The organism is Pantoea sp. SGAir0418, from assembly GCF_043529865.1.
Genome location: NZ_CP027911.1, coordinates 790,884 through 815,474, shown reverse-complemented (window position 1 = coordinate 815,474; position 24,591 = coordinate 790,884). Strand labels below are relative to the sequence as shown.

10 protein-coding genes are annotated in these 24,591 nt (G+C 59.1%); 6 read left to right on the top strand and 4 right to left on the bottom strand.

Annotation, left to right across the window (positions count from 1 at the left end):
* Positions 1-38 precede the first annotated feature (38 nt).
* The 3 genes from C1N84_RS03660 to speA form a co-directional block, all read right to left on the bottom strand.
* Positions 39-13,022 carry an Ig-like domain-containing protein gene (locus tag C1N84_RS03660; RefSeq protein WP_264442023.1) on the bottom strand — a complete coding sequence of 4,328 codons (12,984 nt, stop codon included), beginning with the start codon at positions 13,020-13,022 and terminating at the stop codon, positions 39-41.
* A 200-nt stretch (positions 13,023-13,222) separates the two neighbouring features.
* Complete coding sequence (locus C1N84_RS03655) at positions 13,223-13,918, bottom strand: EAL domain-containing protein (protein ID WP_058757107.1); 696 nt, start codon at positions 13,916-13,918, stop codon at positions 13,223-13,225.
* A 706-nt stretch (positions 13,919-14,624) separates the two neighbouring features.
* Positions 14,625-16,604, bottom strand: coding sequence for a biosynthetic arginine decarboxylase (speA, locus tag C1N84_RS03650; RefSeq protein ID WP_071813582.1), 1,980 nt, complete (start codon positions 16,602-16,604; stop codon positions 14,625-14,627).
* A gap of 796 nt (positions 16,605-17,400) precedes the next feature.
* Between speA and metK the strand changes: the two genes are divergently transcribed.
* Positions 17,401-18,552 (top strand): methionine adenosyltransferase, encoded by a 1,152-nt coding sequence (metK, locus tag C1N84_RS03645; RefSeq protein WP_021506636.1) that lies wholly within the window; start codon positions 17,401-17,403, stop codon positions 18,550-18,552.
* Between the two features lie 409 nt (positions 18,553-18,961).
* Here the strand turns inward: metK and C1N84_RS03640 are convergent, their stop codons facing one another.
* Positions 18,962-19,165: a hypothetical protein gene (locus C1N84_RS03640; RefSeq protein ID WP_264442022.1), complete on the bottom strand. Its 204-nt coding sequence runs from the start codon at positions 19,163-19,165 to the stop codon at positions 18,962-18,964.
* Between the two features lie 781 nt (positions 19,166-19,946).
* On the opposite strand from C1N84_RS03640, the gene C1N84_RS03635 reads away from it, so the two are divergent.
* The 5 genes from C1N84_RS03635 (at position 19,947) to gshB (ending at position 24,590) form a co-directional block, all read left to right on the top strand.
* Positions 19,947-21,341: a sugar porter family MFS transporter gene (locus C1N84_RS03635; RefSeq protein ID WP_031279461.1), complete on the top strand. Its 1,395-nt coding sequence runs from the start codon at positions 19,947-19,949 to the stop codon at positions 21,339-21,341.
* 104 nt (positions 21,342-21,445) lie between these two features.
* Positions 21,446-21,958 carry a SprT family zinc-dependent metalloprotease gene (locus C1N84_RS03630; RefSeq protein ID WP_264442021.1) on the top strand — a complete coding sequence of 171 codons (513 nt, stop codon included), beginning with the start codon at positions 21,446-21,448 and terminating at the stop codon, positions 21,956-21,958.
* A gap of 78 nt (positions 21,959-22,036) precedes the next feature.
* A complete protein-coding gene (gene endA / locus C1N84_RS03625; RefSeq protein WP_127834530.1) occupies positions 22,037-22,744 on the top strand; it encodes a deoxyribonuclease I in 708 nt (235 codons plus the stop codon).
* Between the two features lie 73 nt (positions 22,745-22,817).
* Entirely contained in the window at positions 22,818-23,549 is a 732-nt protein-coding gene (gene rsmE / locus C1N84_RS03620) for a 16S rRNA (uracil(1498)-N(3))-methyltransferase (RefSeq protein WP_021506632.1), read from the top strand.
* Between the two features lie 96 nt (positions 23,550-23,645).
* The gene (gene gshB / locus C1N84_RS03615; RefSeq protein WP_021506631.1) at positions 23,646-24,590 is read left to right on the top strand and encodes a glutathione synthase; all 945 of its coding nucleotides are present in this window, start codon (positions 23,646-23,648) and stop codon (positions 24,588-24,590) included.
* The last annotated feature ends 1 nt before the right edge of the window (position 24,591 follow it).

Genomic DNA, 24,591 nt, shown 5'->3' with positions numbered 1-24,591 from the left:
CCTCCCTGTGCCCGTTATGCTTCCCTGCGTTACACCCACTAAGCCGTGTGGTTTTGATGCGGTTGCTGCAGCAACTCCTCCAGTGAGACGTTTACGCCTTCCAGGGTAATCAGCTGCGTACTGCTGTACCCCGTCCCGCTGCCGTCACGGTCAATCGACAACACCGTATTGCCATCCGCGGTATGATCCACTTTCACAAAGTCATTGATATTACTGGTGGAATCATTCCAGCCGATCAGCAGACTACTGACATCGATCTTGTCACCCTGCGCGACGTTAAAGTCGGTCCAGGTGTCGTGACCGTTGCCGCCGGTGGCATCTGCGCTGCTCAGCAGGTGGTAAACCAGCGTATCTGCGCCGGCACCGCTGGTAATGGTGTCGTCGTAGGCGCTGCTGGTGAGGCTGTCAGCCGCGGCGCTGCCCGTGATGGTCGGGTGAAGCTCAATGGTAAAGGTGTTGCTGGTGATGGTGCCGTCGGACGACGCCAGGGTGTAGGTAAACACCTCCTTATGCGTGATGTTCTGGATATTCACATCCGCGTTCAGGGTATAGGTATAGCTACCGTTGGCGGCGATGGTCAGCACACCAAAGTCCCCGGCCACCGCCGTGCTGCCCACGCTGCTCACGGTGGTGAGATCGCCGTGCTCATTGAGGATGCTCAGCGTGCCGCTGTGGCTGACATTGCTGTCTCCCCAGATGCTGCCGCTGGCATCATGCTCGCTGCTGGTGGTGGTTTCCGCCGCCAGACTGGTGGTGGCGAACAGCGCGGTGGCCGCACCGTTATGCAGCGTCACCGTCAGCGTCGCCGAGGTCACTGCACCGCTGGCATCCCGCACCGAGTAGGTGAAGGTGTCTGCGGATGGCAGGGTATCGATATCCAGCCCGGCCTTAAGCGTGTAGGTGTAGTTACCCTTCGCATCAATGGTCAGCGTACCGTAGGTGGTGTTGATCACCGTATTGCCGCTGGACGCCACCGCGCTGCTGCCCACCGACGCCACCGCCGTGCCGGACGGAATCGTCCCGGCGATCGAGCTGGTGTCGTTGGTCAGCAGGTTACCGGTGACCGTCGCGGCGGTGGTGACCGCCAGCGTGGTGAAATCCGACACCGTACTTACCGTGGTGGTTGGCAACACACTAATGTTGGTGGTGGCTGCGACCACCACCGCATAGTTGCCGGTCCCCAGTCCGGTATAGGTGACGTTTGCCCCTTTCAGCGTACCGATCGTCAGCAGCGCGTTAATGTAGTTGGTCTTGATACTGATCAACTGCCACGAGCCGTTCGCCTGCTGTTCGTACAGGTTTAACGAATAGTTGGCGGCCACGCCGAGGCTGGTTACCGAACCGTTGAGCGTCACGGTACGGCTGTCATCGTTACCCACGCTGAACAGGTAAGCATTACCGTTGTTCAGCACGCTGGCATTGAGCACCGTACCCAGCCCCACGGTCAGCAGCGCGGTATGCGACGAGTTGACCGTACCGTTGTTCACCGTTGCCTGCGTGCTGGTGTAATCCACCTCGTTGCTGTCGTTAGTCGCCACGATGCGAATCGCACCGGTCAGCGAGGCCCCCGGCGAGACGTTACCGGCGCGATCCGTCTGGATCACCGAGAGCGGCGCACCGGTGATCTGCGCGGTGGTGAGCGTCACCGACCAGTTGCCGCCGCTGCCGACCGTGGTGGTGCCGAGCGCGTTGCCGCTGGCATCGCGCACCGTCACCGTGGCCCCCACTTCACCGCTACCGGTGACAAGGGTACCGGCGCTGTTGATCGCCAGCCCGCTTACCGCCGCCGGAGGCAGGGTATCGACGTTCACCGTCGCCGTGATGTTGCCGGTGCTGACGTTACCCGCCGCATCGGTCACCGTGGTGCTCAGCGTGTGCGCGCCGTTCGCCAGCGTGGCGGTGGTGAAGCTCCAGCTGCCATCACTCCCCGCGGTCACAGAACCAATGGCGCTGGCACCGTCGTAGATGGTGACCACAGCACCTGCTTCCGTGGTGCCGCGCAGCGTTGGCGTGGTATCGCGCGTAAAGGCGCCGTTCGCCAGCGTCACCGGCGTACCGCTGATGTCATCAATGATGGTCAGCGTACTGGCAACCGGCACCACGGTGTCGACGATCAGCGTGGTCGACACCTGCGGGCTGACGTTGCCCGCCGGGTCGGTCTGCGTCACGTTCAGCGTGTGGCTGCCGTTGCTCAGCGCGTTGCCCACCACGAAGCTCCAGCTGCCGTTGCTGCCCACCGTGGTGCTGCCCAGCAATGTGGTGCCGTCGTACACCGTGATGCGCGCGCCCGCCTCGCCGTTGCCGCTCAGCAGCGGCGTGCTGTCGTTGGTGACGCCATTATTCGGAATGGTCACCGCCGTGCTGCCATTGTTGTTGAGCGCCAGCAGATTGGTGATGGCCGCCGGTGCCGTGGTATCGATGATCACCGTGGCCGCAGTGGTGCCGCTGACGTTACCTGCCGCATCCGTTACCGTCACCGTGATCGGGTGCGGCCCGGCGCTCAGCGCCGCCAGTGGCGTGAAGCTCCAGCTGCCGTCCGCCTGCACAATCGCCGTGCCCAGTGCCAGACCGTTGTCCAGAATGGTGACGCGTGCCCCGGCCTCCGCCGCGCTGACGCTACCGCGCAGCGTTGGCGTGGTGTCGTTGGTCGCGCCGCCGTTGACGATGGTGGCACCGGTCGCATCATTAATAATGGTGAGACTGGTGTTAGCTGGCGCCACCGTATCCACGGTGAGGTTAATCACCTCGGAACGGGGACTGACGTTGCCCGCGCTGTCGGTCACCGTCACGCTCAGCGCATGGGCGGCATTGCTCAGCGTCGGCGAGACGAAGCTCCAGCTGCCGCTGGCGTTAGCCTGCACCGTTCCGAGCAGCGTGTTGCCATCGTAAACCGTGACAATCGCGTTCGCTTCCGCCGTGCCCTGCAGCGTCGGCGTGCTGTCGTTGGTGACTCCGTTATTGACGATAGCCACACCGGTGGCGTCGTTGGTCAGCGTCAGTCCGGTTGCCGCCAGCGGCGGCGCGGTGTCGACGGTCAGCGCAAGGGATGCTGCGGGACCGGTATTGCCGGCCGCATCCGTGGCCGTCACGCTGAAGGTGTGTAAACCGTCAGACAGGGTGCCAGTGACGAAGCTCCAGCTGCCGTTGCTGGCCGCGGTAACCGAACCCAGCACCGTATCACCATCGCGGATGGTCACGATGCTGTTGGCTTCCGCCGTGCCGCTCAGGCGTGGCGTGCTGTCATTAGTGACGCCACCCGCCGCAATCGCCACCGGCGTGCTGCCGTTGTTGTTCACCGCTGCCAGCCCGGTAATAGCCACTGGCGGTGTGGTGTCGATCACCAGCGTGGCGCTGGTGGTGGCACTGACGTTACCGGCCGCATCGGTGACCGTGACGTTGAGCGTATGAAGCGTTTCGCTCAGCGCCGTGGCTGGCGTCAGCGTCCAGTTGCCGTCACTGCCCACCTGCACGGAGCCGACCAGCGTGGTGCCATCCAGCACGGTGACGATGCTGCCCGCCTCCGCCCGGCCACTCAGCACCGGCGTGCTATCACTGGTGACGCCGCCATTCGGGATGACGGTACCGCTGACGTCGTTGGTGACCACCAGCGTGGCCGCGCCCGGCGCAACGGTATCGACGGTGATGGTCACCGGCGTGGTGCGCGGGCCGGTATTGCCCGCCGCATCGGTGACCGCCACGCTCAGCGCATGCGCGCCGTTACCCAGCGTCGGTGAGACAAAGCTCCATGCGCCGCTGCCGTTCACTAGCGCCGTGCCCAGCAGCGTATTGCCGTCATAAACGCTAACCGTGGTGTTGGCCTCGGCGCTGCCGCTCAGCGTTGGCGTGGTGTCGTTAGTCGCGCCGCCAGCCGGTATGCTGACGCCGGTCACATCGTTAGTGATGGTCAGGTTGGTGGCCACCAGCGGTGGCGTCGCATCAACGATCAGCGTCACGCTGAGCGCCTCGCCGGTGTTACCCGCCGCGTCCGTTTCCGTGACGCTGAAGGTATGGCTGCCGTCGCTCAGTGCCGCAGAGGTGTAACTCCAGTTACCGCTGCTGCCGACCGTCAGCGAGGCCACCACATCGCCATCGAGGCGAATGGTCACCACGCTGCCCGCCTCTGCCACACCGCGTAACAGCGGCGTGTTGTCATTAGTGGTATCGCCGTCAGCAATCGTCACCGGCGTGCTGCCGTTGTTGTTGCTGGCCGTCAGCGTCAGATCGTCCGGCGCCAGGGTATCAACGATCACCGTCGCGCTGGTGCTGGTGCTGACGTTGCCCGCCGCATCGGTCACCGAAACGCTCAGGGTGTGCGATCCTTCACTCAGCGCGGTCGCTGGCGTGTAGCTCCAGTTGCCGCTGGACGGCACGGTCAGCGTGGTCAGCACATCACCATTGTTGAGGATGGTGACCGTGCTGCCCGCTTCCGCTACGCCGCTCAGGGTTGGCGTGGCATCGCTGCTGTAGCCGCCGTTGAGCACCGGCTGCGCGGTATCATCGTTGGTGATGACCAGCGTCGAGGCGTTCGGTGCGATGCTGTCCACAGTGAAGTTAAGCGCCGCGGTGAGAGCACTGCTATTACCCGCCGCATCGCTGACGCCCACGCTCAGCGCGTGCGCCCCTTCGCTCAATGCAGGCGTGGTCAGCGTCCAGCTTCCCCCTGCGCCCACCACCACCGACGCGATAGCGCTGTTGCCATCGTACACTGTGACCAGGCTGCCCACTTCGGCGCTGCCGCTGAGTACCGGCGTGTTGTCATTGATGACGCTGCCGTCGCTAATCGGCACCGCCGTACCGCTGCGATCGTTGCTGATCACCACATCAGCGGCCACCGCCGGCGCGGTGATATCCACGGTGAAGCCGAGGGTAGCCGATGGCGTCCCCTCATCACCGCCAGGGTTTTGCGCGGTGATGTAGTAGGCGTAGCTGCCTTCAGTCAGCGTCGGCGTATAGCTCCACTGGCCGTTAGCATCCGCCGTAACGCTGGTGATTACCTCACCCGTAATGCCGTTATAGATACGTATGGTTTGATCGGCTAAGGCAGAGCCGCTGAGCGTTGGCGTGGTGTCGCGGGTTACCGCACCGTCTGCCAGCGTCACCAGCGTCGTGCCAGTGTCGTCAGTGATTTGCAGCGTCGAGGTGGCTGGCGGCAGATCGGCCTGCACGTTAAGGCTGAACGCCGGCGTCGCCGTACTGACGTTGCCCGCCGCATCGGTGACGGTCACGGTGAAGCTGTGAGGTCCGTTGTTGAGCGCCGCGGTCGTAAAGCTCCAGGCACCGCCAGAGCCGGCCAGCGCAGTGCCCAGCAGCGTGGTGCCATCGTAGATGTTCACCGTGCTGCCGGCTTCTGCCGTGCCGCTCAGGGTTGGCGTGTTGTCATCGGTCGACGCGCCGTCATCCAGCGGGCCCGTCGTGCCGCCCACGTTATCGGCGACCACCAGGTCAGGAACCGCGTCTGGCACCAGCGTATCGACGGTGATATTCACCGGCCCCGCCGGCTCGCTGACGTTGCCAGCGGCATCCACCACCTGCACCGAGAAAGCGTAGCTGCCATCCTGCAGCGCGCTGGTTTCAAAGCGCCATACGCCATTGGCATCGGCGACCACCGAGCCAATCACCGTATCGTCCTGCAGCAGATTGATGATGGCACCCGCCTGCGCCGTTCCGCTCAGCACCGGCGTGGTGTCGTTGGTAAAGCTGCCATCCACCAGCGGCAGTGCGGTCGGACCGTTATTGGCGTTGACCTCAAACGACAGCACCGGATCCGGCCCGACGGTGTTGACCGTCACGCCAATGCTCACCGGGTCGCTGACGTTACCCGCGCTGTCACTGACGACGACCGTCAGCGTGTAGCTGCCGTTATCCAGCGGCAAGGTGTTCAGGCTCCAGTTGCCTTCGCTGTCCACCGTCGCCGACCCCACCAGCACGTTGCCGTTGTACACGTTGACGAGACCACCCGGCTCACCGCTGCCGCTCAGTAGCGGCGTGTTGTCGTTGGTGGCGCCACCGTTGGCGATGGTGACAAGGTTATCCGGATCGTTGTCATTCTGCAGCAGCACGGCGCTGACCGGCTGCGGCGGCGTGGCATCAACCTGAACGGTGAAGCTGGAAGACGGCGCACTGACGTTGCCGAGGCTGTCCGTCACCGTGGCCGTCAGGGTGTGCTGACCATCGGTGAGCACGGGCGACAGGAACACCCATTCGCCGTCCGCATTGGCGGTGGTCGAACCCAGCACCACATTGCCATCGTAAATGGTCACCAGGCTGTCAGCCTCCGCCGTACCGCTCAGGCGTGGCGTGTTGTCATTGGTAAAGGTGCCATCGGGCACCAGTACCAGATCGGTGCCGTTGTCGTTATTCACTTCCAGCGTGGCCTGGGCCGGTGCCTGGTTATCCACGGTAAAGGTAATCGGTGCCGACGCCGGCCCGGTGTTACCGGCCGCATCGGTGACCGTCACCGTCAGGCTATGCGACGCGTTGGTGAGGGTTGGCACGTTGAAACTCCACGCGCCGTCACTGCCCGCAATCGCCGTACCAATCGGCGCGCCATTATCCAGAATGTTCACCGTGCTGCCCGGCTCAGCAACCCCCGCCAGCAACGGCGTGGTATCGCTGGTGGTCGATCCCGACGGAATATCCACCAGCGCACTGCCGTTGTCATTGGAGAGACTGATCTCCGTCACCTGATTCGGGGCGGTGGCGTCAATCACCAGCTGTGCCGTGACCGGCGCGCTGACGTTGCCCGCCGCGTCGCGCGCCACAACGGTTAAGGTGTAGCTGCCGTCACTCAGCGCACTGGCCGGCGTGAAGCTCCAGCTGCCGCTGCTGCCGACAGTGACGCTGCCCACCGGACCGTTCTGCGAGGTAATCACAATCAGGCTGCCCGGATCGCCGCTGCCGCTCAGCACCGGCGTGTTGTCACTGGTTAAGCCGCCGTTCGGGATGGTGACCGGATCGCCGTTGCCATTGTCGCTGGCGACGCTCAGCTGGGTGACCGCCGACGGTGCTACGGTATCGACGGTGATCGCCACACTGGCGCTCGGTGCACTGACATTGCCGGCGACGTCGGTGACCGTCACGCTGAGGCTGTGCGAGCCATCGGTCAGTTCAGGTGAGAAGCTCCATGCGCCGTCGTTACCTGCCGTCGCCGTGCCGATAGGCGTCTGTCCGTCATAGACGATGATGGTGCTGTTCGGCTCCGCCGTTCCGCTGAGCAGCGGCGTGCTGTCATTGGTGTTGCTGCCTGAGGCGATCGGCGTGGCCGGATCGACATTGTTGTTCACCAGCAGCAGATCGACGACCGCGTCCGGCGCCGTGGTATCCACGGTAAAGCTAATCGGCGCGGAAGGATCGCTGACGTTACCCGCCGCATCAGTCACCGTTACCGTCAGGCTGTGATCGCCCTCGTCCAGCGTACCGGTAACAAACTGCCAGCTGCCTTCGGCGCCCACGGTCACAGAACCGATCGGCGTCGTGCTGTCGCCATCGTAGACAGTGATGATACTGCCCGCCGTGGCGCTGCCGGAGAGCTGCGGCGTAGTGTCGTTGGTCGCGCCATTGGCGGCAATCGCCACCAGCGTGCTGCCATCGTTATTGCTCAGCACCACGTCCACTGGCGCTGCCGGTGGCGTGAGATCGACGGTAAAGGTGTACGGCGCGGACTCCGGCCCGACGTTGCCTGCCGGATCGGTGACGCTGGCCGTCAGGCTGTGACTGCCCGCTTCCAGGGCGGTATCTGGCGTGAAGCGCCAGCTGCCGTCATTGCCGGCGGTAGCCGAGCCGATGATCACGCCGTTGTCGCGCACGATCACTACGCTGTCAGGCTCGGCGCTACCGCTCAACACTGGTGTGGTGTCGTTGGTCGCCCCGCCAGAGGCCACCGGTACGGCCGGATCAACCTCATCGTTCACCAGCAGCAGGCCGGTCGGCTCGGCCGGTGCCGTGGTATCCACGGTAAAATCAATCGCCGCGGACGGTGCGCTAACGTTGCCCGCCGGGCTGGTAACCGTCGTGGTCAGGCTATGTTCGCCCTGGCTCAGCGTCGGTACCGCATAGGTCCATGTGCCACCGGCACCCACCAGCACGCTGCCCAGCACCGTGTTGCCATCGAGGATGGTGACGGTGCTGCCGGCATCGGCGGTGCCGCTCAGCTGCGGCGTGGTGTCGTTGGTCGCGGTGCCGCTGTTGATCGGCTGCAGCGTCTCGCCGTTATCGTTGTTCAGCACGACATCAACGGCGGCAGACGGCGTGGTGAGATCGATTGTGAAAGCAAACGCATCAGACACCGGCCCGCTGTTGCCCGCCGTGTCGGTGACAACGGTGGTCAGGCTATGCGTGCCCGCCTCCAGTGCCGGATCCGGCGTGAAGCTCCAGTTGCCGTTTGCATCGGCCTGCGCCGAGCCAATCACGCTGCCATTGTCGTAAATCGCGACGAGGCTGCCCGGCTCCGCGCTACCGCTGAACAGCGGCGTGGTGTCATTAGTGACGCCATCCGCCGCGATCGGCAGCGGCGTTGCGCCCTGATCGTTAACCAGCAGCAAGTCTGCGGCGGGCGCCGGATCGGTGAGATCGATGTTCACCTCCAGCGGAGCAGAAGGTGCGCTGGTATTGCCAGCCGGACTGGTTTCGGTCGCCGTCAGGCTGTGCGGCCCCTCGCCCAGCGCGGTGGCTGGCGTGAAGCTCCAGCTGCCGTCGTCGTTGACCGTGGTAGTGCCCAGCACGGTATTGCCATCCGAGACGGTGATGGTGCTGCCGGCGGTGCCGCTGCCGCTCAGGACCGGCGTGGTGTCGTTAGTGGCACCGCTGGTGATCAGCACCGGCGTGCCGCTCTGATCATCACTTAGCTGTACATTGCCCGGCGCGGCTGGCGTGGTGGTATCGATGGTGAAGCTGAGGGCGGCCGAGGGTTCGCTGGTGTTGCCAGCGGTATCGGTCACCGTCGCCGTCAGGCTATGGTCGCCCGCCGCCAGCACCGGTGCGGTGAAGCTCCAGCTGCCGTCATTGCCGACGGTGGCGGTGCCCAGTACCGTATCGCCATCGGAAATGGTCACGGTGCTGCCCGGTTCCGCGCGGCCACTGAGCACCGGCGTGGTGTCATTGGTGAGGCCATTGCTGACCGGCACCGGTGTGCCGCTCTGGTCGTTGCTGAGCAGCAGCTCGCTGGCCACAGCGGGTGCGCTGGTATCGACAATAACAATCACCGCCGTACTGCCCGGCCCGGTATTGCCCGCCGTGTCGGTAACGGTGGACGTCAGGTTATGTTGCCCTTCGCTCAGCGGATCGGTCGGGGTGAAACTCCAGCTGCCGTCGCTGCCTGCCGTCGCCGTGCCCAGCACCGTATCGCCATCGCTGACGGTCACCGTGCTGCCAGGTTCAGCGGTACCGCTCAGGGTTGGCGTGGTGTCATTGGTGCTGCCGCCCGCGGCAACCGGTGTGCCGTCGCCATTGCTGAGCTGCAGATTGCCTGCCGCCGCCGGTGCCTGCGTATCGACGGTGACGGTTACCGGTGTTGACGCCGGTCCGGTGTTACCGGCCGCATCGGTCACGGTGCTGGTCAGGCTGTGGCTGCCATCGCTGAGGGGCGGCGTGGTGAAGCTCCAGTTGCCATCGTTGCCCACCGTGGTGCTGCCAATCACTGTACCGCCATCGGAGATAATCACTACACCGCCGGCTTCGCCGCTGCCGCTCAGGGTTGGCGCAGAGACGTTAGTGCTGCCTGTGCCCAGCGGATCGCCGTCATCGTTAGTCAGCTGAATGCCTGTCGGTGCCGCGGGCGCGACGGTGTCGATGGTGATGGTGATTACCGGCGAATCCGTCACAGTGCCGCTGCCGTTATCGGCGCTGGCGCGGAACGCGTAGGTGCCGTCGGCCAGCGCCGCTGGCGTGAAGCTCCACTGTCCGTTGCTGCCCGCGACCACGCTGCCCAATACCGTGCTGCCGTTGTACAGGGTGACGAGATCGCCCGCCCCGGCCTGGCCGCTGAGAATCGGCGTGCTGTCGGTGGTGCTGTCGTTATTGGCCAGTTCGACCAGCGTGCTGCCGTTATCATCGGTGACAATCAGCAGGCTGCTGGTGGCCGGCACACCCGCCTCGATGTTGACCGTGAACACCGGCGATGCCGGGCTGACGTTGCCGGCCGCGTCAGTCACCGTGGTGGTCAGGCTGTGCTGCCCGTTGGTGAGCGCATCTGGCGTAAAGCTCCAGCTGCCGTTGCTGCCGGCGGTAACGCTACCGAGCAGCGTGGTACCGTCATAGATACGCACCACCGCGCCCGCTTCTGCCGAACCGCTCAGGGTTGGCGTGCGATCGTCGGTGGTCTGGCCGGAAGCCAGCGCGCCGGTGGCGCTGCCCGCGTTATCCGTCACCTGCAGGCCGCTGACGGCGGCAGGCGCGGTGGTGTCAACGCTAAAGGCGATCGGCGTTGATGCCGGGCTGACGTTGCCGGCGGCATCAGTCACCGTGGTGCTCAGGCTGTGATTGCCCTCGCCCAGCGCTGGCGTGGTGAAGCTCCAGCTGCCGTTACTGCCCACGCTGACGCTGCCGAGAACGGAGTTGCCGTCGCGAATCGTGACAATACTGCCGGCTTCCGCCGTGCCGCTCAGCAGCGGTGTCGCATCGTTAATCGCGCTGCCGCCCGTCACCGGCTGTGCGGTACTGCCGGCATCGTTCAGCAGTGCCAGATCGCTGGCTGCCGCCGGTGGCGTGGTATCAACCGTAATGTTCAGGGTGACGGTGTCAATCACATTGCCGTCAACGTCGGTAATGGTGGCGCTGAACGCGTGGCCGCCCTCACTCAGGTTGCTCAGGGCAAAGCTCCACTGCCCATTGCCATCGGCGGTGGTGCTGCCGAGCAGATCGCCGCCGTCAAAGATGCGGACGAGGCTGCCCGCCCGGGTCAGGCCGGCGAGGGTCGGGCTGTCGTCATTGGTGACGGCGCCGTTTTGCAGTGAGACGAGGGTATTGCCGCTGTCGCCCACCAGCTCAATGCTGGCGCTGGCGGGTGGCAGCGCAGCGTCCACATTGACCACAAATTCCGCGGTCGCGCTGCTGACGTTGCCCGCCGCATCGGTTTGCGTAACGGTCAGGCTGTGGCTGCCGTTGCTGAGCGCTGGCGTGGTAAAGCTCCAGCTGCCGTTGGCCCCGACAAGGGTATTGCCCAGGAGCGTGCTGCCATCGTAAATGCTGATCAGCGCACCGGCTTCGCCGCTGCCGCTCAGGGTAGGTGTGTTGTCATCGGTGGTAGCGCCCGACGTCAGCGGGCCCTGGCTGGCACCCACGTTGTCGATCACCTGCAGATCGCCGATCGCCGCCGGTGCGGTGGTATCGACGGTGACCACGATAGCCGCTGACGCCGGACCGGTGTTGCCGGCGCTGTCGGTTACCGTGGTAGTCAGGCTGTGATTGCCGTCGCTGAGCGCTGGCGTGGTGAAGCTCCAGCTGCCGTTACTGCCGACGATAGCCGTGCCGAGCACGACGTTGCCATCGCGTACCGTAACGGTGCTGCCGGCCTCTGCCGTGCCGCTCAGCGACAGCGTGTTGTCATTGCTGCTGCCGCCGGCGGCAATCGGCGTCACGGTGCCATTGCTGTCACCGGTCAGCAGCAGATCGCCTGCCGCGCCGGGCGCCACGGTATCAATGGTGACCGTCAGGGTGACGGAGGTGGTGACGTTACCGGCGGCGTCGGTGGCAACTGCGCGGAACGCGTAAGTACCATCTGCCAGCGTGGCGGGAGTGAAGCGCCACTGACCGCTGCCGTCGGCAATAGTACTGCCCAGCAGCGTGGTGCCGTTGTACAGCGTGATGACGGCGTTAGCGCTCGCCAGGCCGCTCAGCACCGGCGTGCTGTCTTTAGTACTGGCGCCATCGCTCAGCGTGCGCAGCGTGGCATCGCTATCGTCGGTAATTTGCAGCGAACTGCTGGTTGACGGCAGGCCCGCCTGAATCGTCACCACAAACGGCGAGGACGCAGCGCTGACATTGCCGGCAGCGTCCGTCAGCGTCACGGTCAGGCTGTGGCTGCCATTGCTCAGCGCTGGCGTGGTAAAACTCCAGTTGCCGTTCGCGCCCACCAGCGCGGTGCCGAGCAGCGTCTGACCATCGTAAACGCTGACGACAGCGCCCGCTTCACCGCGGCCGCTCAGGGTCGGCGTGTTATCATCGCTGCTCGATCCGTTTGGTACCGGCGTGTTGCTGCCACCGCTGTTGTTGGTCAGGGACACGTCCGTGGCCACTGCCGGTGGCTGCGTATCGACAGTGAAATCAACCGGGCTGGTGGCCGGACTGGTGTTGCCGGCAGCATCGGTGACGGTAACCGTCAGGCTGTGCTGCCCTTCACCCAGGGCAGGTGTCGTGAAGCTCCAGCGGCCATCGGCACCTACGGTGACCGTACCCAGCAGCGTGGTGCCGTCGTAAATACTGACAATGGTCCCCGCTTCAGCCGTGCCGCTCAGCGTAGGCGTGTTGTCATCGGTGCTGGTGCCGCCCGTGATAGCGCCCTGCACGCTGCCCGCGTTATCCGTGATCAGTAGATCGCTGACCGCCGCCGGTGCCGTGGTATCACCGCCGCCGCCATTGTCGCCGCCGCCGTTATCCCCACCGCCGCCACCGCCACCGCCGTTGTTACCGGCGATCAGCGCACCGATACCGGCCAGCGCGGCGCCGGCGATACCAAAGGCGGTCAGTGTGCCGTCACCCGTGACGTTTTCCGCTAACAGCCCTTCCGTGCTGTCGATAGAGACAAACTGGAAGCCTTCTGTGCCGGGATCTTCCACCCACCACAGCGCGCCTTTGTCGTCCTGCAGCACCAGATCGCTGTCGCCGTTAACATCGTAGAATTTATGAATAACAACGACTTCACCGGATTTAGTGGTGACCACTAAATCACTACCATTGCGTGTGAAAGACTTAATATCAGCCTGGTTAAGGTTGAGCTTAACCACACTGGGAGCAGTCAAATTAACCTGATTACCGCTCACTTCAGTAGCAATCGTTCCGCCTTTAGGCGTTACAGAGATATTGTTCATTTTATCGATATCCCGCGCAGTTATAAGCTTAATGGCATCCATAAAAACGCCCGGTATCGCCAGACACCGGTATTCTTCGCGAATAATTCAATGAATTACTCACATCCTCTCCAGGCCGGTTTCATCTGCCAGAGGCACAGTGAAAACGCGCTGAGTCGTTATTTGCCGCCCGCCCGAAAAACAGCTCTGCCGAACTCTTTTCAGACTTGCGCCAACAAATCAGTGAGATAGACGCTCTTCCAGTGGTAGCCTTGCATGCCGTAAATTGATTTTTGCGACAGCAAATCAACCTGACGTTGATGTTCAACGCCCTCAATAATCACGCCGCGACATAATTGGTTGAGGTGGTCGAGCAGAATGTCGAAAGTGCGATCTTCGCCAAATTGCCAAAAAAAATTTTTATCAATCTTGACGATGTCGAATATTCCGCTATCGAGCATGGTCAGGTTGGAATAACCCGGACCAAAGTCATCGAGCCATAACGGGGCCGGCGTGATTTTGGCTACGCCTTTCAGTATCAGCAGGTCGGCACTATTAAAACGTGCGGTGAAGAAGGCAGAGATTTCCAGCCGTAATCGCGTCAGCGCGGCCAGTTTTCTTTGTATTTCAGCATCTTTGAAAATGCCTGAAACAATATCTCTGTCTACATTAACGCTGATGACCTGCTCAAACCCCGCATGGTAAAGCTGAATAAGTTTTTCGACCTGGTGGAGGAATAACTGCCATTTTTCGTCAGCAGAAAGCCGACTGAAGAACCCTGCATCCCTGTCAGGGTTACGCTTATTATTGGTATCTGCATCATCTGCGAAACGCGTCAACAATTCCCATGCCACCACTTCACCGGAAATAGCGTGAACCGGCTCCAGCATCAGAATGTAGTCGGATTTGCAGCGCATTTTTACGATCCTTACACTGGCTGAAAGCGCGTTAAACCGTCAGCTTTTCTCATGTGATTCGTAAGGGAAACATCGATAAAACTTAACACCTTAACTGAAGGTTAACTTACAACTTACATTTTGAAAAATAGATTTCAGTGAACAACAGCGTGAACTTTAATCGTTTAAACCAATCAATAAAGCTCCATTTTCACTGCATGTTTCATATAAAGATCAGATAATTCTTAGATTTCAGATTTTACTTATCGGCACTGACAAAAAATAAAACCAATAATCAATTGATTAATAAGCAATTAATTATAAAGAATTGGTATAAATTCTGGCTTTGTGCTTAAGATGGGATATTGCACTGCTTAAAGCGGGATTCCAGAAAGCGTCAAAAAACCGACAGTCTGCACATCGCTCACCCACCGCCTTATGCTTAAATTTTTATTATAGATAGCCAGAAACTCATAAAAGAAAGATTGGTCATTTGCGGGCAGGTACAACACTAAGCCACAGATTTAAAAAACGTTTTTTTCGCTGCCGATGCGCTTTCGCTGCTGAATTAAGCAGATAGCTTTTGTTAATAAACGGTTTGAATTTGCTGTTTCGGCCGGGATAATTTCAGAGTGATAGCGATCACGAATTAAATAAATGGCGGGAAGGATTGTCAGGGAAGGTGATAATAACGGGCTCCAGCCGGAGCCCGTTGCGGGAAATACACTTACTCGTCTTCGAGATAGGTGTAGCCGTAAAGCCCACTCTCAAACTCTTCAAGGAACTGCGCCCGCAGCTCTTCGTCAATATCCTGCTGCTGTTTTACCTGATCGCGGAATAACGTCATCAAATCGTTAGGATTGAGCTGCACGTATTGCAGCATATCCGCCACGGTATCCCCTTCATCAGACAGCTGCACTTCTACGCTGCCATCCGGGAAGGCGAAGACGTCAACCGCTTCGGTATCGCCAAACAGGTTGTGCATATTGCCGAGGATTTCCTGATACGCCCCGACCATAAAGAAGCCCAGCATCGGTGGATTATCCACATCGTATTCCGGCATTGGCATGGTGGTGGCAATACCGTCGCCGTCAACGTAGTGATCGATGGTGCCATCGGAATCACAGGTGATATCCAGCAGTACCGCACGACGCTGCGGGGTTTTGTTCAGCCCTTCCAGCGGCAGTACCGGGAACAGCTGATCGATGCCCCACGCATCCGGCATCGACTGGAACAGCGAGAAGTTGACGTAAATCTTGTCCGCCATGCGCTCCTGCAGCTCATCAATGATCGGCCGATGGGCGCGGTTGCTCGGATCAAGGTGCTGCTGAATATAGTGGCAGATGCTGAGATACAGCTGCTCTGCCCAGGCGCGCTGACCGAGATCGTAGGTGCCTGACGAATAGCCGGTATGGATGTCGAACAGGTCCATCTGGCTGTCATGCAGCCATTCGCGCAGCGAACGGCGTACGCTCGGCTCGTGCATCTCCTGCCAGGTATCCCACAGGCTCTGAATCGGGCGCGGTGAGTCGGCATCCGGTGCGACCGGCGTACTGAATTCATTGCGCTCAACGCCGATGATGTTGGAGACCAGCACGGTATGGTGCGCGGTCACCGCACGCCCCGATTCCGTAATCACGGTCGGATGTTCCAGACCGTGCTCTTCACAGGCGTCGCCGATGGCCCAGATCACGTTATTGGCGTATTCGTTCAGGCCGTAGTTGACTGAGCAGTCTGACTGCGAACGTGTGCCTTCGTAGTCAACCCCAAGCCCGCCGCCGACGTCAAAGCACTTGATGTTGACGCCCAGCTTCGCCAGCTCAACATAGAAGCGCGCCGATTCACGCACGCCGGTGGCGATATCGCGAATATTGGACATCTGCGAGCCGAGGTGGAAATGCAGCAGCTGCAGACTATCGAGACGACCCGCTTTGCGCATGATATCGACCAGCTGCAGCACCTGCGATGCCGCCAGACCAAATTTGGATTTCTCGCCGCCGCTCGACTGCCACTTACCGGAGCCCTGCGATGCCAGACGGGCGCGAATGCCGAGGCGCGGCACCACGTTCAGCCGCTCGGCTTCTTCCAGCACCAGGCGCACTTCGGTCATCTTCTCAATCACCAGATAGACTTTATGGCCGAGCTTTTCACCAATCAGCGCCAGACGGATATATTCGCGGTCTTTATAGCCGTTACACACAATCACCGAGCGGGTTTTCCCGGCGTGCGCCAGCACCGCCATCAGCTCAGCTTTGGAACCCGCCTCCAGCCCCAGCGGCTCGCCTGAGTTGACCAGCGATTCAATCACGCGCTTATGCTGGTTAACTTTGATCGGGTAAACCAGGAAGTAGTCGCCCTTATAGCCGTAGGATTCACGCGCGCGTTTAAAGGCGGCATTAATCGAACGCAGACGGTGCTGCAGAATTTGCGGGAAGCAGAACAGCGCAGGCAGGCGCTGGCCGTCGGCCTCGCGCTCTTTAACCAGCTTCGCCAGGTCAACGCGCACTTCCGGCTGATCCGGATCCGGACAGACGCTGATGTGGCCGAGTTCGTTGACGTCGTAATAGTTGTTTCCCCACCAGGCAATGTTGTAGGTGCGCAGCATTCTGCTTGCGTCCTGATCGTTCATAGCCACCTCCTGCATCGAGCGGAGTACACCCTGTTCGCCAGCTGACGAACCCTTGATATTCTTCATGTCGTCAGACATCACGAACCTCAATTTTCCGTTGAAATATGAAAAAGTTGCCGGATTTTGCTGCTACTGCGCCGGATGGAAATTTCCTCATTCTGCTTATCTTGCCTCAGCAGGTTACCGTGCGCCTTACTGAGGTTAAGTGTAAAACACCGTGCCGGAAGCGGTGCACAACGGGGCAAAATCGTCCCGCATCACCTCACCACAGGCGAGTGAAACACAGCAGAGAAACTGGGGGAATAGCTTAGCCGGCGCTCGTGTCGGGATAATTACCGCAGCGCAGAAAACTTCGACGAGAGAAAAGAGCAGAACTGGAAATGGAAAGGCGTGCCAGCGCGCCAGAACGGCGCCGTGAACCGAAGAGAGCGAAAATGTGGTTCATTGTTTTTATCACCTCCAGCGCCTGCTAACAGCATGCGGAAACGGAGTGGATGAAAATCAGATCAACAGCCTCTGACAGCGCGACGCACGGGGGCGTCATCCATGGGACAACTGCGGCGTTTTATACAGTCTGACGCGGCAAAATGCAAAATCTTTGTCGGCGCGCTGCGGCGGGTGTCAGGAAAATATTCCAGTTGATCTGTAGCGATAAATGCGGATGGCGAAAAAGCACTGGAAAAACGCGCACTGAGTGACCTAAAATAGCCGTCCAGATGGTTTTCCATCTAAACTGATTAACATCCAGGCGGTGTGAGCCTGGTACGCTGACACTTCCTACTGCTTGCGGCTTTGCCTGAAGGGGCGTCGAGCTGGCATCATCCCGCTTACGCTATGCAGTCGAATTCAAACCATTTGCAAGGTAAAGAACAGAATGGCTAAACACCTTTTTACATCCGAGTCCGTATCAGAAGGACATCCTGATAAAATCGCCGATCAGATTTCCGATGCCGTGCTGGACGCCATCCTTGAACAGGATCCCAAAGCACGCGTCGCCTGCGAAACCTACGTAAAAACCGGTATGGTGCTGGTTGGCGGTGAGATCACCACCAGCGCCTGGGTCGATATCGAAGAGATCACCCGTAATACCGTACGTGAAATCGGCTATGTTCATTCCGATATGGGCTTTGATGCTAACTCCTGTGCGGTGCTGAGCGCGATTGGTAAACAGTCGCCGGACATCAACCAGGGCGTAGACCGTACCGATCCGCTGGAACAGGGCGCGGGCGACCAGGGCCTGATGTTTGGTTACGCGACCAATGAAACCGACGTGCTGATGCCGGCACCGGTGACCTACGCGCACCGTCTGGTGCAGCGTCAGGCTGAAGTGCGTAAAAACGGTACGCTGCCATGGCTGCGCCCGGATGCCAAAAGCCAGATTACCTTCCAGTACGACGGCGGCAAGATTGTCGGTATCGATGCGGTAGTGCTGTCAACTCAGCATTCAGAAGAGATTTCTCAGGCCGATCTGCGTGAAGCGGTGATGGAAGAGATCATCAAGCCGGTACTGCCGACCGAGTGGATCAACGCCAGCACCAAATACCACATCAACCCAACCGGTCGTTTCGTGATCGGCGGCCCGATGGGCGACTGCGGCCTGACCGGTCGTAAAATCATCGTCGATACCTACGGCGGCATGGCCCGTCACGGCGGTGGCGCGTTCTCCGGCAAGGATCCGTCGAAAGTTGACCGTTCAGCGGCTTACGCTGCGCGCTACGTGGCGAAAAATATCGTTGCCGCTGGCCTGGCCGATCGCTGCGAAATCCAGGTTTCTTACGCGATTGGCGTGGCAGAACCGACCTCAATCATGGTGGAAACCTTCGGTACCGAGAAAGTTTCAACCGAACAGCTGACGCTGCTGGTGCGTGAGTTCTTCGACCTGCGTCCATACGGTCTGATTCAGATGATGGATCTGCTGAAGCCAATCTACAAAGAAACCGCTGCCTACGGTCACTTTGGTCGTGAACACTTCCCGTGGGAACAGACCGACAAAGCCGCCCAGCTGCGCGAGGCCGCAGGCCTGTAATCAACGAGGGTGCGGGCAACGGCTCTCACCCCGATCTTCTCTTAGCGGAGAAGGTAAATCGAGCCCGCGCAAGCGGGCTTTTTTATAACAGCAAACTTTTATTTTAATGCGCTGAATGCACTACTTTTCGATACACTCACTGGAAGACCATTAAAAAAGCTATTTTTTTAGGTTTATAGTCAATTCGCCCATATGCAATGAATAATAAACACTCCAACATTTATAAAAACCGGATAGTCTTTTAACAAGCATCTTTTTTCGCTTTTTATTTCTTCAAAACAAATGTAATTCTCATCACTTTCGCCAGAAAAGTCCTTTTTCGGAAACGATAAATATTTATATCCACCGTTAAAATTCACCACGAATATGGATTTTAAATCGTGTTGCTGCTGGTTCGGTAGCTGATCAATTATGGGCTTAATTTATTCACCCACCAATTCTCAAGTGCTTTACCTGAAGAGGGAGGATGCTGAACAACGACCATTAATGCGCCATTTCCCGGAAAAAAATCTTTGATTACGGGGTGATAGAAAGTCTCTATCCAAAAATATTTTGAGAAAAAGACGGCACCCAATGTCAATATGACCATTGTGGCTTTAGCTGTTTTAAACATGATAACTCTGGTTTCTCATCCAACGTGAAATTGGCATGATGTATTGATGATTGTAAGTCCGCTATTTCAGGTCGCCATGAATGGCGACCCTACATCTGAGCGGGTTACTTTTTGTAGGGTGCGCATTTATGCGCACCTGGATTGTGTGCAGCATTTTAATTGGGAAATGCACTCCTGCACCTGGATAACAGGAAAGTTTATGTCTTATAAACTGCAATCTACAAGTGGCGTACCGTTATCCCCTGCAACACCATCAACCTGAAGAAATAAGCTACTCATTATTCGATTTCCCTTTCCGAAAGAAATTGTTCCTGGCACCGATAGTATCATAAATGAACAATAACCACTCAAATAAAGTGGTTATTTGCTATGTCTCCGAACCAATCCAACGCGCCTTTGCACCATCACACTTTTTGTCTATACCACCGCAGGCGCATTTTTCAGCGCTGTCTACACTGTTAGCACTGCGCTTACAACAAAGTGTTAACGATTACATTTTGAAATCCTTTTAATATCTTCAATTTAGAGATTTTTCAGCGTAGTAACGGTGATGAAAATGCGTTATTTTCAGCGTCGTCTGATAGCCGATATTTATAGTGATGTCAGAAACTTAAAGGGTGCTATACCTTACTGGTTATGTGACTGATTCGGGCAAAAAATGCTGGATTACAGGGTTTCAGCGTGTGTAACCGATTACATCGATGTGATCGCACTCACTTTTTCCCGCAGGCAGCTTACTTAACATTGATAAAAACAAAGATGGATAAACTTCGGAGGCAATATGCCTGGTAATACTCACAAAAGCAGAACCTCAAACAAGGCGATGACCCTGTTTGTCTGCTTTCTGGCCGCTCTGGCGGGCCTGCTGTTCGGTCTGGATATCGGCGTTATCGCCGGTGCCCTGCCCTTCATCGCGAAAGATTTCAACGTTACCGCACATCAGCAGGAGTGGATTGTCAGCTCAATGATGTTCGGTGCTGCGGTCGGTGCCGTGGGCAGCGGCTGGATGTCTTCGCGTCTCGGCCGTAAAAAGAGCCTGATGGCCGGTGCCATCCTGTTCGTTATCGGTTCACTGTGGTCGGCGATGGCGCCAAACCCGGAAATGCTGATTGCCGCGCGCGTGGTGCTCGGCCTTGCCGTCGGCGTTGCCTCTTATACCGCCCCGCTGTATCTCTCGGAAATCGCACCTGAGAAGATCCGCGGCAGTATGATTTCCCTGTATCAGCTGATGATCACCATCGGTATTCTCGGCGCTTACCTGTCTGACACCGCGTTCAGTGCCTCGGGCGACTGGCGCTGGATGCTGGGCATCATCACTATTCCGGCGGTGCTGCTGCTGGTTGGCGTGGTGTTCCTGCCAAACAGCCCGCGCTGGCTGGCGGCGAAAGGTGACTTCCGCGATGCACAGCGCGTGCTGGATCGCCTGCGTGACACCAGCGAGCAGGCGAAACGCGAGCTGGATGAGATCCGCGAAAGCCTGAAGATCAAACAGTCCGGCTGGCAGCTGTTCCAGAGCAACAGCAACTTCCGCCGCGCGGTGTTCCTCGGCGTGCTGTTGCAGGTGATGCAGCAGTTCACCGGCATGAACGTCATCATGTACTACGCACCGAAAATCTTCGAAATCGCCGGCTTCGCCAATACCACGCAGCAAATGTGGGGCACGGTGATCGTGGGTCTGGTGAACGTGCTGGCCACCTTTATTGCTATCGGTCTGGTGGATCGCTGGGGCCGTAAACCCACGCTGGTGCTGGGCTTCCTGGTGATGGCTGCCGGCATGGGTATCCTCGGTACCATGCTGCACATTGGCATTAACTCTGCCGGTGAGCAGTACTTTGCCATCGCCATGCTGCTGATGTTCATTGTTGGCTTCGCGATGTCAGCCGGTCCGCTGATTTGGGTACTGTGTTCTGAAATTCAGCCGCTGAAAGGGCGTGATTTTGGTATCACCGTCTCTACCGCGACCAACTGGATTGCCAACATGATCGTTGGTGCCACCTTCCTGACCATGCTGAACTCGCTGGGCAACGCGCCGACTTTCTGGGTCTACGCCGCGCTGAACGTGTTCTTTATTCTGCTGACGGTCGCGCTGATTCCGGAGACCAAAAACGTCTCGCTGGAGCACATCGAGCGCAACCTGATGTCGGGCAAAAAACTGCGCGATATCGGCCAGCAATAAGGCCAGATGCGTTAACCGGGGCTGCCGCAGGGCGGCCCTTTTTTTATCTGCCCCCTTTACGCATGCAGTTGCGTACCCCGCGGCAACGCCTTATGCTGCCGCACATGAAAACGCCACGTCTGCCCATCTCCCTGCAACAAGCCGTCATGCGCTCGCTGCGCCATTTTTTGCAGCTGGCTCAGCAAAAACTCGAACGTCATTTCGAAGAGCCAACGCTGGTTTATCAGCAGCGCGGTACGGCCGCAGGCACCGCGTGGCTGGAGCAGTGGCAAATTCGCCTCAACCCGGTGCTGCTGCTGGAAAACCAGCAGGCTTTTATCGACGAAGTGGTGCCGCATGAGCTGGCGCATCTGCTGGTGTGGAAAACCTTCGGCCGCGTGCCGCCGCACGGCAAAGAGTGGAAGTGGATGATGGAGGACGTGCTGGGCGTGCCCGCCCGCCGCACCCATCAGTTCGCCATCACTTCGGTGCGCAGCAATACCTTCCCCTATCGCTGTCGCTGCCAGCAACATCAGCTGACGGTACGCCGCCACAACCGCGTGGTGCGTGGTGAGAGCGAATATCGCTGCGTGCATTGCGGTACGCTGCTGCAACCCGGTGAATACGCAGCGGATTAGTCCGCGATTCTCATTCCCCGCGCCCGACCATTCTGTTACCCTGCCGCCCTTTTTCGGTACCAGGTTACTTTTTGGAATATGTCTCGCAAAACGCTGTTATTACTCTCTCTGCTGGTCGCGCCGCTCAGTGCGTACAGCCTCAGTCTCACCCATTACAACCAGAACAATTTTCAGCAGGCGAAAGTGGTCGCGGCAAAGATCAACGCGGATGCGCCGGCGGATTTTTACTGCGGCTGCAAAATCAGCTGGCACGGTAAAAAAGGCGTGCCGGATCTCAGCAGCTGCGGCTATAGCGTGCGCAAGAACGCCAACCGCGCGGAACGCATCGAGTGGGAACACGTCATGCCGGCGTGGGAGTTTGGTCATCAGCGTCAGTGCTGGCAAAATGGCGGACGCAAAAACTGCAGCAAAGACGCAGATTACCGCCGCATCGAAAGCGATCTGCACAACCTGCAGCCAGCCATCGGCGAAGTGAACGGTGACCGCAACAACTTCCAGTACAGCCAGTGGAACGGTGGCGAGCAGCCGTACGGTCAGTGCAGCATGAAGATCGATTTTAAGCAGAAGCGCGCCGAGCCTCCCGAGCGCGCGCGCGGCGCCATCGCCCGCACCTACTTCTATATGCGCGACCAGTATCATCTGCGCCTGTCACGCCAGCAAACCCAGCTGTTCACCGCGTGGAACAAGCAGTATCCGGTCACGCCGTGGGAGTGCGAACGCGACCAGCGCATTGCCGCGGTGCAGGGAAATCACAATTCCTGGGTACAGCAGGCTTGCCAGCGCTGAAAGCGCTACCCTACACTAGCTTTTTTCGATTGGGCCGCATCGCGCGATGCGGCATAACGCCGGCAGGAACCGCATGCGCATACCCCGCATTTATCACCCCGAAGCTCTAACCGTTAACAGTGAAGTTCTGCTTGATGAGGATGCCGCCAACCACGTCGGCCGCGTGCTGCGCATGAGCGCCGGACAGCAGATCGAGCTGTTTGATGGCAGTAATCTGACTTTTAGCGCCGAAATCACCCAGGCCGACAAAAAGCGTGTAAAAGTAAAGGTCCTTGCCAGCCAGCCTGACGATCGCGAATCCCCGCTGCACTTACACCTCGGTCAGGTGATGTCGCGCGGTGAAAAAATGGAATTCACTATCCAGAAATCGATCGAACTGGGCGTGAATGTGATTACGCCCTTGTTTTCTGAACGCTGTGGCGTAAAGCTGGATGCCGAACGCCTGGCGAAAAAGATTCAGCAGTGGCAGAAAATTGCCATCGCCGCCTGCGAGCAGTGCGGTCGTAATCGCGTGCCGGAAATCCGCGCCGCGATGACGCTCGAAGCCTGGTGCGCCGAAGCGGATGACGGCCTGAAGCTCAATCTGCATCCGCGCGCCAGTCACAGCATCAATACGCTGCCGCAGCCGGTTGAGCGCGTACGGCTGCTGATTGGCCCGGAAGGCGGCCTGTCGGCAGAGGAAATTGCCATGACGGCGCAGCACGGCTTTACCGATATCCTGCTCGGTCCGCGCGTTTTGCGCACCGAAACCACGGCGCTCACCGCCATCACGGCACTTCAGGTGAGGTTTGGTGACCTCGGTTAAGGGATACTTTCAGCCCGAAGACACACGCAGATAACTGACCAGCACAACGCTTTCGCACGGAACGGGGTGGCTGAATTCCCCTTTGAGGAGAGAATAATGATTAAGCTTGGCATCGTTATGGACCCGATTTCGTCCATCAACATTAAAAAAGACTCCAGCTTCGCCATGTTGCTGGAAGCACAGCGCCGCGGTTATGAAATTCACTACATGGAGATGGGCGATCTGTCGCTGCGCGGTGGCGTGACTTACGCGCGCACCCGGCTGCTGAGCGTCGAGCAGAACTACGATCAGTGGTACACGTTTGGCAGCGAGCAGACTATCCCGCTGGCCGATCTTAACGTGGTGCTGATGCGTAAAGACCCGCCGTTTGATACCGAGTTCATTTACGCCACTTATCTGCTGGAGCGCGCGGAAGAGCAAGGCACGCTGATCGTTAACAAACCGCAGAGCCTGCGTGACTGCAATGAAAAACTCTACACTGCCTGGTTTGCCGACCTGACGCCAGACACGCTGGTGACGCGCAACAAAGAGCAGCTGCGCGCGTTCTGGCAGGAGCATGGCGATGTAATCTTCAAGCCGCTCGACGGCATGGGCGGCGCGTCGATTTTCCGCATCAAAAAAGATGATGCCAACTTCGGCGTGATCACTGAAACGCTGACCAACCACGGTCAGTTCTTCTGCATGGCGCAAAATTATCTGCCGGCGATCAAAGACGGTGATAAGCGCGTGCTGGTGGTCGATGGTGAACCGGTGCCATACTGCCTGGCACGCATTCCACAGGGCGGCGAAACCCGTGGCAACCTCGCCGCCGGTGGCCGCGGCGAAGCCCGTCCGCTGAGCGACAGCGACTGGGAAATTGCCCGCCGCGTAGGTCCGACATTGAAAGCCAAAGGGCTGATTTTTGTCGGCCTCGATATTATCGGTGATAAACTGACAGAAGTTAACGTCACCAGCCCAACCTGCATCCGCGAAATCGAGGCGGCGTTCCCGGTCTCCATCACCGGCATGCTGATGGACGCGATTGAAAAACGTTTGGGCTGAG